Below are 13,221 nucleotides of genomic sequence, written 5' to 3'. Positions count from 1 at the left end.
CGGAGCCTCCATGTTCAACCCGTCCGTGCTTCAGGCCGTGCGCAGCGGCGCACTCGTGGTCTGTGCCGCCGTCCTTGCGTCATGTGCCTCCGTCCCCGCCTCTCCTGCCGCACCGGAGAAGCTCTCGCCCGAGGCGGTCCGAGCGGACCTGCGCTTCGTGAGGGAGACGCTCGAGCGCAACCATCCGGACCTGGCGCACTCGCTCAATCTGAGCGAGCTCGACCGCGTCATGGCCGAGGTGGAGCGCACGCTCGACCACCCCCTGACGCGCGACGAGGCGTGGGCGGCGCTGGCCCGGCTGAACCCAGCCTTCGCGGACGGACATGTGTTGATTGGCCTCCAGAACTGGCGGGAAGAGAGCCGCGCGCACCTGGCGCGGGGCTCCGGCTTCTTCCCGTTCGAGGTGTCCCTCACGGCGGACGGAGCGCTGAAGATTCTGTCAGCGCTCGGAGGCGGCCAAACGGCGCATGCCGGTCGGCTCCTCACGCGCATCAATGGCCAGGACGCGCGCCAGCTCACCCAGGAGCTGCTGGCCCGCATCCACGGAGACACCCCGCTCTTCCGCGCGGCACTGCTCTCGCGGCGCTGGTGGCTCTACTACTGGAAGCTCTACGGCACGCCCACGCGCTTCGAGCTGGAGCTGGACGGGGCCGAAGTCGTGCGCGCGCCGGCCGGCCGGGTGCTCCCCGCCGTCCTTCAGGATGAGGCCCACTTCGAGCACCTCTACCGCTTCGAGCTGCTCGACGGCGGGAGTGCCCTGCTCACCCTGGGCTCGTTCTCCTGGCCTGACAAGGAGCGCTACTTCACCTTCGTGCGGGACGCCTTCGGCAGGATGCGGGCCGCCGGGACGCGGCGGCTCATCATCGACCTCCGCGCCAACGGCGGAGGGGACGACGACATGTGGAAGGAGGGCATCCTCCGCTACGTGGCCGACCGCCCCTATCGCGCGGGCTCGAGCTACCTCAAGCGCGTGCTGGAGCCCTATCGCAAGTCAGGTGAAACCACCGGCCAGGTGGTGGCCGGTGAAATCACCAGCCTGGAGGAGCCCCGGCTGGACGAGCCGCTTCGCTTCGAGGGAGAGGTGTGGCTGCTCGTCGGGCCGCTCACCTACTCGTCAGCGGTCCTCTTCAGCAACGTGGTCCAGGACTACGGCTTCGGCGCCGTGGCCGGGGAGGGGGGTGCGGCGCGAGTCCGTCAGTCTGGCGGCGTGCAGAGCGTGGTCCTGCCCAACACCCAGCTGACGCTGTCCTACCCCAGGTTCGTGCTCGACCGTCCCTCGGGTGCGCGGGAGCCAGCGCTGCTGCAGCCGGAACTGGTGCTCGACGACGACCCGCTGCGGCCCCGCGCGGTCATCGATGCCCTGCTGTCGCGTACCGCGGCCCCGCGGAGCCCCTGAAGATGCCGCCGGAAACAACTCGTAAGGGGCTCGACCTCAGCGGCAACGAACTCTTGTATGGCCACGTAGATATCGCGCAAGGGACGATCAATCACTTGCTGCCCCCCTGCGGACTGCGGCCCGCGCTATACCTCGAATGACCTGGGCACGGCGGAGGGCATCTGCTCGTCCTCCGCGCCGAGCACCTCCTCCTCTCAAGGGTAGGGCACACATCCGGCCAGCCTGAGCGGCTCCTCGGGCAAGGACTCGATCTCATCGAGCATCACGTGGGCGAGACGCTCTCGCGCGGGCTCATGCGGTTCGATGCCCCACGAAGCCATCCGGTGGACGGTTTCGCGCAGCAGGCCGCTGATGGGCACCGTGCGCGGCGTCCCCGGCAGGCCCGAGCAGGCACGCTCCGCCACATAGACGCCCCAGCCCACGAAGGGACCATGCGAGCGGCCCGCGTGCAGGTGGTGCGGTGGGATCCAGATGCCATGCGTGGCCGGAACGGCCCAGGAGCCCTGTTCGCAACTGAAGGTGATGCCGTCCACACCCTGTGACGGCGATTGCTCGCGGGATGCCCGGGCCTTCGCGTCCTCCGGGCGTTGGCCTCGCGGCGTGTTCTCACTCGAAGCGACGACGGTACTCGCCGGGTGGATGGCCAGACCAGCTCTTGAATGCCCGGCTGAACGCCTCGTCCGACCCATATCCCACGCTCGCCGCGATGTCCTTGATGCTCACCCCTCCCTGCTCGAGCAGTCGCGCAGCATGGCGCATCCTCCACGCCGTGACGTATGCGAGCGGAGGCTCTCCCACCGTCCGGTGGAACTCGGCGGCGAACGTCGAGCGCGACATCGACGCGCGCGCGGCGAGCGACTCGACGGTCCACGGGGCCCCCGGCTCCTGGTGGACCGCGGCGAGCGCGCGTGCAATCGAGGGGTGCCCGAGCCCTCGAAGCCATCCTGCCTCGGCGGTGCCCCGTCCGATGCATACCCTCAGCGCGTGGATGAAGAGGAGCTCGGCGAGCCTCCCGAGGACGGGACCCGAACCCGGTTGGGGTGTGGCAACCTCGCTGGCGAGCGCACTCAACACGCCCAGCAGGCCGGCACCTCCCGCCTCCGCGGGAAGGTGCAGGAGAGCGGGTAGCGCGGACCCGAAGAGCTCGCGGCCGGTCTCGTCGAACTCGAGTCGCCCACAGACCAGCGTCGTACGAGGCCCCGTGCCACCCCAGCGAAGAACGCCGGACGCCTGATGGGCCGCGAGCCGGAGCCGTTCGAAGGGGACCGCCACACTGTGGCGCGTATCCTTCAATGCGAGGGCACGCCCGGCCGCCACCAGGACGATGTCGCCGCTCGAGAGCGAGACCTGCTCCCGCGGTGAGTCGAGCAGCTCGAGGTGTGCCACGCCACGAATGAGCACGTAGCAGGTGAGGTCCCCCAGCCCTGGCGTCTGAACGCCCCAGGGGGCTCCGAGCTCGGCCGCGCCGAAGACGCTCCCGCGGATGCGGATCCTCTCCAGGATGCTGCCCAATGGATCCACCGCCGATGGGCCGGACGATTCATCAACCATCTCGGACAACGTATCACCGCCCGTCCGAGGGGACGCCGGTATCAGTCAACGGCAACGCAAATCCTGCCCAACGGAGTCAGGAGGAGGAAACCCATGGATGAACGGAACCTGAGCGACGCGAACTTCGTCTTCGTGGGAGGCACGAGCGGCATAGGATTGGCCGCCGCTCGTGCCATGGGGAGTCGAGGTGCAGCCATCCTCATCCTGGGGCGAGACCCGGCACGGGGTGAGCAGGCCGTGCGTCAGCTCCAGGAGGCTGGCGCGAGAGAAGCCGCGTTCCTTCCGGCCGACATCTCCTCGATTGCCGGTGTGGCGCGAGCGGTGGAAGGAATCAAAGCCTGGCGACGAGCGCTTCACGGACTGGTGCACACGGCCATGACGGCAGCGAGGCACCGGGTTACCACCTCGGACGGCTTCGAGCTGGCGTTCGGGCTTCAATATCTCGCTCGCTACGCACTGAACCGGGCGTTGGTGGGAGAGCTCGCGGCCTCGGGTGACGGACGCATCGTCCACGTGGGCGCCAAGGTGCCGTCGAGAACCCTGCCGGACCTCGAAGACCTCCAGTTCGAGAAGAGACGGTGGTCGCTGCTCCCGTCCCTCATGTCCTCGCAGGTATTGGGCTATCTCCACGTGCAAGAGGCCGCGAAGCGATGGCGGGGGCTGCCGGTGAGAGCGAGCATTGCCTGTGTCGGGATGACCAACACGGACACCATTCGGGGATGGCCCTGGGCCGTGCGAGCGCTCTATCGCGTCCTTGGAGCCCCTCCCGAGCGCGCGGCGGAGAACACCGTGCGCCTGCTCACCGTGGCCGACTCGAGTGCAGCCCATGGCGCGGTCCTCTTCGACCCGAAACACTTCAGGCCCACTCCCCTTTCATATGATTCCGTCCTGGTGCAGCGGACATGGGAGCTCTCCGAGGAGTGGGTTCGCGAACGAGGACTCGCGTTCGACTCCAGCCGGTAGGCTCCAGCCATCGCCGCCTGCCTTCAAATCGTCTCGCGAGTGACGTCCGTGATGCTGCCGCACATCCGCAGTGCTCGAGGAGCAGCTCGACAGCAGCAAGGCCAGCAGGGCCAACAGGCTTGAACGCGACTTCGCCATCTTCATGCTGAGCTTACGGGGCAGGTTGTGGAGGGCGGTGCGCCTGGTGGCGCTGGTAATCCTCGGGCTGCAGACGGCGTGCGCGATGGGCTACCCCATGGGGGGTTGCTGGCTGGCGGCGTTGGCGCACCAGCGCGAGCAGCGTCAGGCCGAGCAGTCCCACGGGGGTTCCCGCCCCGGTGGCGGAGCAGCCCTGGTGAGGCTTCGGCGTGATGGTAACGGTGACGAAGGTGGGTTCACTGCTGAGCGAACCATCCTTCACCACCAGGCTGAAGCGCAGCTCCGTCTGGTTTTCCACTTCCGGCGCGGTGAAGGACGGGGTGGCGGTGTCCGCTCCCGAGAGCGTCACCGCCGGTCCCTCCACCTGGGCCCACTCGTAGGTCAGGGCATCGCCGTCCGGATCCGTACTGAGGGCGCCGTTCAACTGGACCTGGGCGCCAGACTCGGCGGAGCCTGCCTCACCGGCCTGGGCCGTGGGCGCGTGGTTGACGGCGCGCACCACCACCTCCACCGAGGTGTGGGTCGTCGTCTGGCCGTCGCTCACCCACAACAGGAAGGTGAGCGTCTCGTCGAGGTTCACCTCCGGAGCGACGAAGGTGGCCTGTGACGTGAGGGCGTTGGTCAGCGCCACCGGCGTGCCGGATTGCTGCACCCAGGAGTAGGTGAGGCTGTCTCCATCCTCGTCGCTCGCCGAGCCCATCAGCGTGTAGCTGGCGCGCTCGTCCACGACCCCCGTCACGCCCGCGTTGACCGTGGGCGCGCGGTTCACATTCGTCACGGTCACGGTGACGGTGTCGGTCACCGTGCTGCTTCCCGAGACGGACAGCTGGAACACCAGGTCGGTATTGGCGGTGACCTCGGGAGTGAGGAAGGACGGCATGAGCGTGTCCGCGTTCAGGAGCTTCACCGTGGGGCCGGACAACTGCTTCCACGCGGAGGTGAGGGGGGCCCCGTTCGGATCGGTCGCGCTCCCATGGAGCGTCTGGAGCGTGCGCTCCCCCACCTTCACATCGACTCCGGCCGTGATGACGGGCGGCGGGGAGTGCACGCACACATTGTCTTCCTCGAGCACGGAGGTGAAGGGAGTGTTCGTGATGCCGCTGAATTCCAGGTCGTCCAGCCACCAGCCGGTCGCCGCGGTGTTTTTGTCCGAGCCGACGCGGAAGCGCAGTTGCACTGTCTTGCCCGCGTAGGCCGTACCGAAGTCCAACGTGGCGGGAATGAGCGTGGGGAAGCCTTCGCTCTTGGCCACGAAGGCGTCCCGGCCTTTGAGCGGGTTGGGGTTGTCCGCGTAGGTGGTGATCTTTCCATTGTACAGGGGCGTTCCCACGTCCACCCACGTCCGTCCGCCATCCTCGCTCAGCTCGATGATGGCGCCGTCATAGTGGTTGGTGGCGCCCGTCTCGAAGTCCCATGCGTGCTTGAAATTGAGGACGAAGGGCTCGGTGGTGCTCACCGTGAGGGGCGGGGTGGTGAGACGCATGTCGCTCAGCCCGTCCACGTTCTGCGCGAAGAAGCGGTAGTTGGTGTCAGTGGGAGCTTGCCGGGCGGTGATCCAGTCCACGTTGCTCAAGGCTTCATCATGCGTCCTGGTCCAGGGCGGGTTGCTGCTCTCCGCGTCCTCCCTGCGCGAGGAGGCGGGTCGCTCGTCGTAGTTGACAATCAGGCTCAAGCTCTCTGTGTGGTCGCCCGGCCGGGACAGACTGCCCTGGCGCGTGGTGACGACGATGTCCAGCGGCTGGTGCGTTGCTGCGCCCTGGATCGACACCGGGACGGCCACCACCTCTTCCTCCAACACGTCCAGGGCTGGCAATCGCACCTGGCCGCCGTTGCCCAGTATCACGCCCTGGCTGGGCGAGGCGGTTACGGTGGCGAGGGTCTCCTCGGTCCGATTCGGACCCAGGTTGCGCACCTTGATGCGCAGCAGGCCTGTCTCCCCGTTGTCGAGAATGTCGTCCCAGTCACAGGTGTTGGACGATGTCTCCACGGAGACCCAGAGGATGGACACGTCCGCGGTTGCGGCATAGCTCTCCACGACGCCCTTGTGGTCGTTGGAGAAACGCGCCGGGGCCACTGCCCCCACGCCCGCTCCACGCCGGGCAAAGGCCTCCCAGAAGCGGCGTCCGTCCGCTTCATCCCCGGCGTAGGCCGCCGCGATGAGCGCATCACGCGCCTCCAGGTAGGTGGGCGCCACGGGGGTCAGCTTGTAGCCGTTCACCAGGTACTGCTTCATGCGCTGTTGCGCCTGCTGGAAGGGGTACGCGCGCAGCAGCGACACGTAGCAGTCCCACAGCATGGTGGCCCAGATCTCACCCGAGTTGTGGACCTCCGCGTTCTCCTTGTTCGGATGGATGGGCGCCGTGTCGGGCAGTGCCTCCCCATTGGCGATGTGACGGAAGGTGAGCGCGTTCTTGGTCATATCCGCCGAGTAGGCCACGCGCCGTTTGCTGAAGAAGGTGCTGTCCTTGGAAATGCCGCGCATCGCGTACTCGCCCACGCCGTAGGCCCCGTTCCAGTTGGCGTTGGACGGGACGTGGATGTCCTCCGCGCGCGTCATCATCAGCAGGGCGTGGAAGTCCGCCCAACCCTCGCCCATGGCGACGCTCTGGCTGCTGGTCAGGCCAGACGAGTTCCAGATGAGGCGGCTGCTGATGTAGTGACCCCACTCGTGCGCCATGATGGCGTTGTCGAGTGCGCCATCCTGGTTGAGGATCCGTTCACGGTGGAGCCGCACGGCGAGCCCGGGAATCGTGGCCCGGAGCTTGTTGCCATCCGCGCGTGTGATGAGCTGGGATGGGATGGTGATGCCCGGAGCGCTGCCAGGCATGCCCTTGATAGGGCCGTCCTCGTTGTGCGCGACGATGACACCGATGGCTCCAGCATTCTGCGCGTTCTGCACCTTCTGGGTGAAGCTGCAGTAGCCCAAATCGATGAGGGCGATCTTCCCAGCCACCTCCGCCGCGTTGGTCAGCGCGGAGCATGCGGTGGTGGTGGACGGGGAGCCGCTGGCCGTGAGCACGACCTCTCCGCTCACGTCATACTTCTCCGGTCCGAAGGTGGCGAGCCCCACCTGGTACCTGCCCGTGACCTCCGCGGGCGCGCTCGCCTCCAGGTAGGAGTCATGCTCGCTGGTCGAAGGACCGTTGAAGATGAACATCTGCATGAGAGGGGACGCGCCATCGGCGGGCGTCGTCATGACCGCGTTGTTGAGACCACTGTAGTCCTGTGCCTCGGCGATGAGGGCGTCATGCGCCAGACCTCCACGGCCGTAGTTGTCATGCTGCGCGTTGCCGGAAGCCTCGTCGAAGCCCACGTCGTAGAACCAGTCGTGCAGCCAGTTGTTCACGTAGAACAATTGTGTGACGGCCGCCTGGGTCTGCTGTGGATTGGCGTAGGTCTGGATGCTGAAATCCATGGTGCGGTCGAACACGCCCGGGGCCGTCACCGAGGCGCGAAGGTCCCCGTCGCTGAAGCCGCCCGGCCTGGTGAGATCCGCGTACGCATCCACGTTGTTGCCCCGGGTCTCCGTGGCCCCATTCGCCAGCCAGGGATCGTTCCGGCTGAAGGGCGCGTTCTGGAGGGTGATGAGGGAGGAGGGCACGAGCGGAGGCGCGTCGAAGGTATTGGGAATGCCCGTGGGGTGCGGCGTGGCGACGCTGCCCGCGGGCCCGTCCAGCGGGGTGTAGGGCGGCGTGGTGTCCGCCCAGACGCGGTAGGAGAAGTCCGCGTGCGCCGTGAGGTTCTTGCGCATGAGCAGCCGGCCATCGGCCGCGGACACGACGTAGGCGTAGTAGTCCGAGTCGGAGTCCTCCTCGTGTGCCGTGTTGAGCTCCAGGTAATAGGCGGGGAGCAATCCATCGGGCATCGGGAAGAAGACGCGCCTTGCACGCACGGGAATGACCAGGCCCTCGGCCAGCGGGCGCGCATAGGAGGCGAGCTGGTAGTGGGTGTACGGGTCCTTGTTTCCCGCGCGGACATTCAGCTGTTCGAGCAGGCTGCCGTCCAGGGCGGCTCCCGTCAGGTCCCGGTAGGCCGCGGAGATGGCCTGGGGGGCCGTCAACTGGTAGCGCAGGCTCGCGCTCCGGGAGAGGGACGTGTTGGCGGACACGTGCGGGGACAGGTTGCCGGAGAGCGCCACCAGCTCGTTGTTCGCGTTGAGGAGGACATGGAGCGCCTGGCGGAACACCTCCACGCCGTCCACCTGCTGAGCGACGGTGACGATCGTCACCCCGCTCGCGTCACGGCTGACGGAGGTCACGTTCGCGCCCGACTCGGTGAGCGATTTGTGGCCGTACAGGGACAGGTAATCGCCGAGCTGCTCGAGGGCGGCCTGCTCGGGCTTCATGTGCGTGAGCTGCGAGCGCGGCGACGTCGAGGAGGCCTTCTTGTTCGCCCAGACAAAGGTGGGCAGGTCCCGCTGCTCATCCCTGTGGGCGACGCGCGAGTCCGAGGCCTTCGCTGACAACAGCTTCGTGCTCTTGCCTGGTGTGGGGGGGCTGTCTTGCAGGACTTCGTAGTTCGGCGGGTGATGAGCCGCGGCACTCGTGCTCGCGAGCGCCAGCGCCAGGCTCGACCACTTGAAAATCAACCTCGTCACTTCGGGGGCTCCTTGGAGAGTGTCCTGCCCCTAAAGCACCGCTGCCCGGGCGAAGTGTCACCCGCCCTCTCCCCAGAGTGCAGGAGGAGGGTTTTGGCGTACGTGAAGGGAGCAGGAGGGGTGAGAGCGATTCTGGAGCACCTGGGGTTGCCCACGATTTGGTCCGACAAGAACAGCTTTGGTCCCCTAAGGCGCTCCACGCCTCCTTGTTAGGAGTGGGTTCGACTCAAGGCTGCGGGCAACCTCTATTGGAAGCGGCGGGAATCGAACCCGCCGCTTGGCGCTCCCAGAGTGAGCCTGGCGGAGTCTTGTGGGAGCCTGGCGGTAGCGTGTGCCCTGGCGAGGTGTGGCTGGGGAGGGGCTGGTGGGGGCGCACGGGTGGGAGTACCGGCGGAGGCGGCCGGAGGGGACAGTGTTGTATGCGGCGGTGAGGGACAACCTTGCCACGCTGTTGGCGGAGGCGAGCGAGCTGGGGCGCGGCCTGCCCCAGTACGTGGAGCGGGACTTCGCCCGGTACCTGGAGTGTGGAGTGTTGGCGCACGGCTTCGCGCGGGTGCGCTGTGAGAGTTGTAAGGACGAACTTCTCGTCGCCTTCTCGTGCAAGGGACGAGGGGTGTGCCCGTCCTGCAATGCGAAGCGGGCGCATGTGACGGCGGCGCACCTGGTGGAGCGGGTGCTGCCACACGTGCCTTATCGACAGTGGACGCTGTCCTTTCCGCACCGGGTGCGGTGGGTGCTGCTGAAGGATGCGGGACTGCTCTCGCACGTCCTCACCCTCTTCCTGCGCGCGGTGTTCGCCTTGCAGCGCCGGAGGGCACGGCGGCAGGGCCTGCGGGGTGCGCAGGCAGGGGCCGTGTCTTTCATCCAGTTCTTCGGGTCGTGCCGTTCATGATGCGTGTACCCCACTCGGACGTCCTGCTCCTGTCCTCTTGGAGGCCGCGCGCCTGGAGGCCACCAGGGTTTGCAAGCGCTTGGCCGTATCTTCGTCAATCTCCAGCCAGTAGACGGCCCGGCGGCTCTCAAAGTCCTCGCGCCGTGCTGGCACCAGGCCTCGCCGTATCCAGCCCCTCACCACCGTGGGGGTGACGCCAAACCGCTTCGCAGCCCCAGTCAGTGAGTAACGTCCATCCGGGTGACGCTCCGGTAAGGGCCAGGCGCGGGGTGCATCCGGGGCCACCAGCACGATGTCATGGTGGTAGCGCACCCACCGGACAGCCAAGAGCGTCCAGCGGGCCCCGGCAGCGGTTCGTATCCCCTCTGCATTCAGCTGCTCAGCCATGTCCTCATCCCGCAGGCCCTGAGCGGCCATGGTACGTATCCGCTCCACCACTGCGTCCGGCGTGCGCAGTTTCTCCCGCTCCGTGGGCCGGGGCACTTGCAGTTGGGTGACGGCGCCGCCCTGCCACTGCACCTGGATGCGGATGGTACGTCTGGGGACATCCACCGGCGTGAGCGCGATGGACTCCACCACCAACCGCAACATTGCCTTCTTGTCTGCAGTCCCAGTCGTGGAGGCACGCCAGACCGAGGGCAAATCCTTCGCCAGTTCACGGATGCGTCGCCGCTCCTGCTCGGACAGTTCAACATGTCGACTGCGCCGGGCTTCCGCGTACCGCCGTTCCACTTCCTCCAATTCTTGCAGCCGCTCTTCCCACTGGCGCTCCAAAGTGCGCGCCACCACCCGGTTCTCCGGTTCAACGGCCTTGTACCGGCGCTCGGCTCGGCGTGCCTCGTAGCGGGCCTGCTCCAAGCGCGCTTGCCACTGCTTCTGCAACTCCTGCGCCTGCGCCCCCACCTCACGCTCTACTGCCAGACTGAGGTCGAGCTCGTCAGGCACCAGGGTCTTCAAAAACAACTCCTCCACGGCTACATCGAGTGGCTCGCCGCATGTCATCCAGCAGAGACTTCTGCCGCTTTGGTCCCTCGCGCCTGGGCAGAAGTAATACCAATGCAGCTGGCCTCTGCGTCCATAACTCGTCCGCATCCGTCGCCCACACCGCCCGCAGAGCAGCAGCCCAGCCAGCAGGGCTCTCCCCTCGCGGGGGGCTCCTGGACTGGCCTCGTGCGAGCGGACGAGATTCTGCCTCAGTTTCTCCTGGTTGGAGAGGAACGTCTCCCAGTCAATATAGCCTGGGTGCGCATCGCGCTTGCACACCGTCCACTCCTCGGGTGCGCGGCCAGCGGCACGCACTCTGTGGATCTCACCCCGCACCAGCACCTTGCTCCGCGGCCTTCGCCGTAGGCGTACGCTCCGGCGTAGATGGGATTGTGCAAGAGCTCTGTGAGGCGCGTGACTCCAAGCTTCTTCCATTCCACCTCCCCACCTTCCGAAGCAGGGCGCCGAGTAGGGAACACGAGCCCCCTCTCATTCATCCAGCGCACCACGGCACAAGCGCTCGGCTCGACACGAAAGCGCTCAAACACCAGCCGCACCGCTCGCTGAATAGCCTCATCCGGATCCAACTCCAGGCCGCGCTCTGTCCACACGTAGCCCGTGGGTACACGCATGTGCAGCTCGCCTCGACGCGCCTTGCTTTGACGTGCTCCCACCATCCTCAAGCCCAGCCAGTGCAATTCTGCTTCTGACATGGTGCCCTTCAAGTCCAACAGCAACTTGTCGTCTCCTTCGGCTGGGTCGTAGAGCGTGCTCTCGTCGACCACCACCACCTGGGCGACCGCACAGAGCGCCAGCAACCGCTGCCAGTCCACAGAAGAGCGCGCCAGCCGCGACACCTCCAGAGCGAAGATGGCGCCGACCTCCCCATGGGCCACGGCGTCGACCAGCCGTGAGAATCCAGCACGCCCCTCTGTGGACGCGCCACTCTTGCCCTGATCCTCGTCAACGACTTCCACCGCCTCGCGCGGCCAACCCAGCGCCACGGCACGCTCCACCAAGGCGTACTGACGCTTCTTGGACTCAGCGTGCTCAAGCATCTGAGTCGTGCTGGACTGCCTCACGTACACGTAGGCTTTCCTCTGCAGGTGAACAGGTCTCAGCTCGCCCTGACTCATGGCTTTGCCCTCGCTGCCTTGCTTGCTCGGCCTCGGCCACCAGCACGCGGTGCACCAACTTCGCCCACCAGGGCAGAAGTCTCTCCAGCACCTCCGCGCCCGGTATGCTGGACCTCTCGTGCGTCGGCCCCCTCATTCAAGGGCACATGAGACCTCCGCTGCGTGACATCAAGTGCTCGGCGTTCTATGGCTCTCTCCTCCAACCGAGCAGTGACCCAGCCAGCCAGCGCCCGCACAGCCTCCGGCGCCAGCCGGACAGGTCGGCCCTGGTATCTGAGCGGTTTGGGGCGAGGGCGCAGACTTGTCCACTGGATGGGGAGGATGGTGAGCCGCCCATCCTGCAACTCGGCCCAAACCGCGTCCGGGCCATAGCGTCTCAAAACGAGGATGGGCTGCCCGAAGAGCGGGTGGATCCGAAGGGTGATGGTCTCCTCGGAGGAGGCCGTGGACGTGCGATCGACTTCAGTCTGCGTGGCGCTACGGTTCGGCCTTGCAGGTGACTCCGCACTTCCACTCGCTGGTGCCGGATGGCGTCTTCGTGCCGAGAGAGGGCGGCGTGCACTTCGAGGGGTTGGCGCCACCCACACAAGGCGAAGTGGAGCGGCTGCTGAAGGTGGTGCGGCACCGGGTGTTGCGGCTGTTGGAGAAAAGAGGGGCCCTGCCCGCACAAGGGCCCGAGGACGCGCTGCAGGCGTACCAGGCGCACTCGCTGCAGCAGCGGCTGCGCTGGACGGAGGTGGACGTGCGGCCCCCTCCCCGAAAGCAACCCCGGTGCGCCGTCCTGGAGGGCTTCTCCCTGCATGCCAACACGCACCTTCACGCCAACGACAGGCAGGGCCTGGAGCGGCTGTGCCGCTACGGGGCGCGCGGTGCGCTGGCGCTGGAGCGTTTGTCACGAGCGGAGGACGGCCGCATCGCCTACCGAATGAAGCGCCCGCTGCCAGACGGCACCACGCACCTGCTCTTCACCGGGCTGGAACTGTTACGGCGTGTGGCGTCCCTGGTGCCTCCGCCTCGGGCGAACCTCACGAGGTTTCATGGCGTCTTCGCTCCGGGCGCCAAGCTCCGTCCATTTCTGCTCCCTCAAGCGGGGACGGAGGCGGGCCCACAGAAGGAGAGCCTCTGCTTGGCCGCGACGGTGGAGGAGCCGAGGAAGCAGAGGACGGCGCGGGTGGATTGGGCCGGGCTGCTGCGCAGGACGTTCGCACTAGACGTGTTCGCCTGTCCGCGGTGCGGAGGCAGGCGAAAGGTGCAGGCGTATGTGACGACCCCCGCTGGGGTGCGCTCGATATTGGAGCACCTGGGACTTCCCACGCAGGCGCTGAAGCGGGCCCCGGCCCGGGGACCACCCCAGCGGGCGTGGTGCTGAACCTGGCGCAGCCGCTGTCAACACGCCCCAACTCCCCTGCCTCTCTCCTCAAGCGAGGGCGGCCAGGGCAGGGGTGTGCCCCAAGGGGTTGCACCGTCCCGTGTACTGGCGCGGCGCGCGGCCTTGCTAGCCCCGGCAGCGGCCTTTCTCGGCCTCTCCGCTCCAACCCTCACCCTCAACATGGCTTCTATCCCG

The 13,221-nt window shown here is 67.1% G+C and carries 9 protein-coding genes and 1 pseudogene; 4 read left to right on the top strand and 6 right to left on the bottom strand.

Annotated features, from left to right (window positions below):
- Positions 1-10: 10 nt before the first annotated feature.
- Positions 11-1,396, top strand: a complete 1,386-nt coding sequence (locus F0U60_RS53325) for a S41 family peptidase (protein ID WP_395812220.1) — start codon at positions 11-13, stop codon at positions 1,394-1,396.
- 194 nt (positions 1,397-1,590) lie between these two features.
- Here the strand turns inward: F0U60_RS53325 and F0U60_RS53320 are convergent, their stop codons facing one another.
- Positions 1,591-1,929: a hypothetical protein gene (locus F0U60_RS53320; RefSeq protein ID WP_395812219.1), complete on the bottom strand. Its 339-nt coding sequence runs from the start codon at positions 1,927-1,929 to the stop codon at positions 1,591-1,593.
- A gap of 73 nt (positions 1,930-2,002) precedes the next feature.
- On the bottom strand, positions 2,003-2,947 hold the full coding sequence (locus tag F0U60_RS53315) for an AraC family transcriptional regulator (RefSeq protein ID WP_395812218.1): 945 nt from the start codon (positions 2,945-2,947) through the stop codon (positions 2,003-2,005).
- Between the two features lie 93 nt (positions 2,948-3,040).
- Here F0U60_RS53315 and F0U60_RS53310 point away from each other — a divergent pair, with 93 nt between their 5' ends.
- Entirely contained in the window at positions 3,041-3,910 is an 870-nt protein-coding gene (locus tag F0U60_RS53310; RefSeq protein WP_395812217.1) for an SDR family NAD(P)-dependent oxidoreductase, read from the top strand.
- Positions 3,911-4,061: 151 nt separating this feature from the next.
- Here the strand turns inward: F0U60_RS53310 and F0U60_RS53305 are convergent, their stop codons facing one another.
- Complete coding sequence (locus tag F0U60_RS53305) at positions 4,062-8,645, bottom strand: myxosortase-dependent M36 family metallopeptidase (RefSeq protein WP_395812216.1); 4,584 nt, start codon at positions 8,643-8,645, stop codon at positions 4,062-4,064.
- 427 nt (positions 8,646-9,072) lie between these two features.
- Between F0U60_RS53305 and F0U60_RS53300 the strand changes: the two genes are divergently transcribed.
- Complete coding sequence (locus F0U60_RS53300) at positions 9,073-9,537, top strand: transposase zinc-binding domain-containing protein (protein WP_395812215.1); 465 nt, start codon at positions 9,073-9,075, stop codon at positions 9,535-9,537.
- Here F0U60_RS53300 and F0U60_RS53295 read toward each other — a convergent pair.
- The 3 genes and pseudogenes from F0U60_RS53295 to F0U60_RS53285 all read right to left on the bottom strand — a co-directional run bounded on the left by F0U60_RS53295 (position 9,532) and on the right by F0U60_RS53285 (position 11,657).
- Positions 9,532-10,494 carry a MerR family transcriptional regulator gene (locus F0U60_RS53295; RefSeq protein ID WP_395826038.1) on the bottom strand — a complete coding sequence of 321 codons (963 nt, stop codon included), beginning with the start codon at positions 10,492-10,494 and terminating at the stop codon, positions 9,532-9,534. The two genes, F0U60_RS53300 and F0U60_RS53295, sit on opposite strands and share 6 nt — an antisense overlap.
- 60 nt (positions 10,495-10,554) lie before the next feature.
- Positions 10,555-10,800 (bottom strand): annotated as a pseudogene (locus F0U60_RS53290) (recombinase zinc beta ribbon domain-containing protein); the annotation flags it as partial.
- Complete coding sequence (locus F0U60_RS53285) at positions 10,731-11,657, bottom strand: recombinase family protein (RefSeq protein WP_395812214.1); 927 nt, start codon at positions 11,655-11,657, stop codon at positions 10,731-10,733. The gene F0U60_RS53285 and the pseudogene F0U60_RS53290, both read right to left, overlap by 70 nt.
- A gap of 496 nt (positions 11,658-12,153) precedes the next feature.
- On the opposite strand from F0U60_RS53285, the gene F0U60_RS53280 reads away from it, so the two are divergent.
- Positions 12,154-13,026: a transposase gene (locus tag F0U60_RS53280; protein WP_395825864.1), complete on the top strand. Its 873-nt coding sequence runs from the start codon at positions 12,154-12,156 to the stop codon at positions 13,024-13,026.
- The last annotated feature ends 195 nt before the right edge of the window (positions 13,027-13,221 follow it).

The organism is Archangium minus (assembly GCF_044360475.1).
GTDB lineage: Bacteria > Myxococcota > Myxococcia > Myxococcales > Myxococcaceae > Archangium > Archangium minus.
The sequence above is the reverse complement of the archived record's forward strand: the minus strand, read 5'-3'. Positions and strand labels throughout refer to the sequence as shown.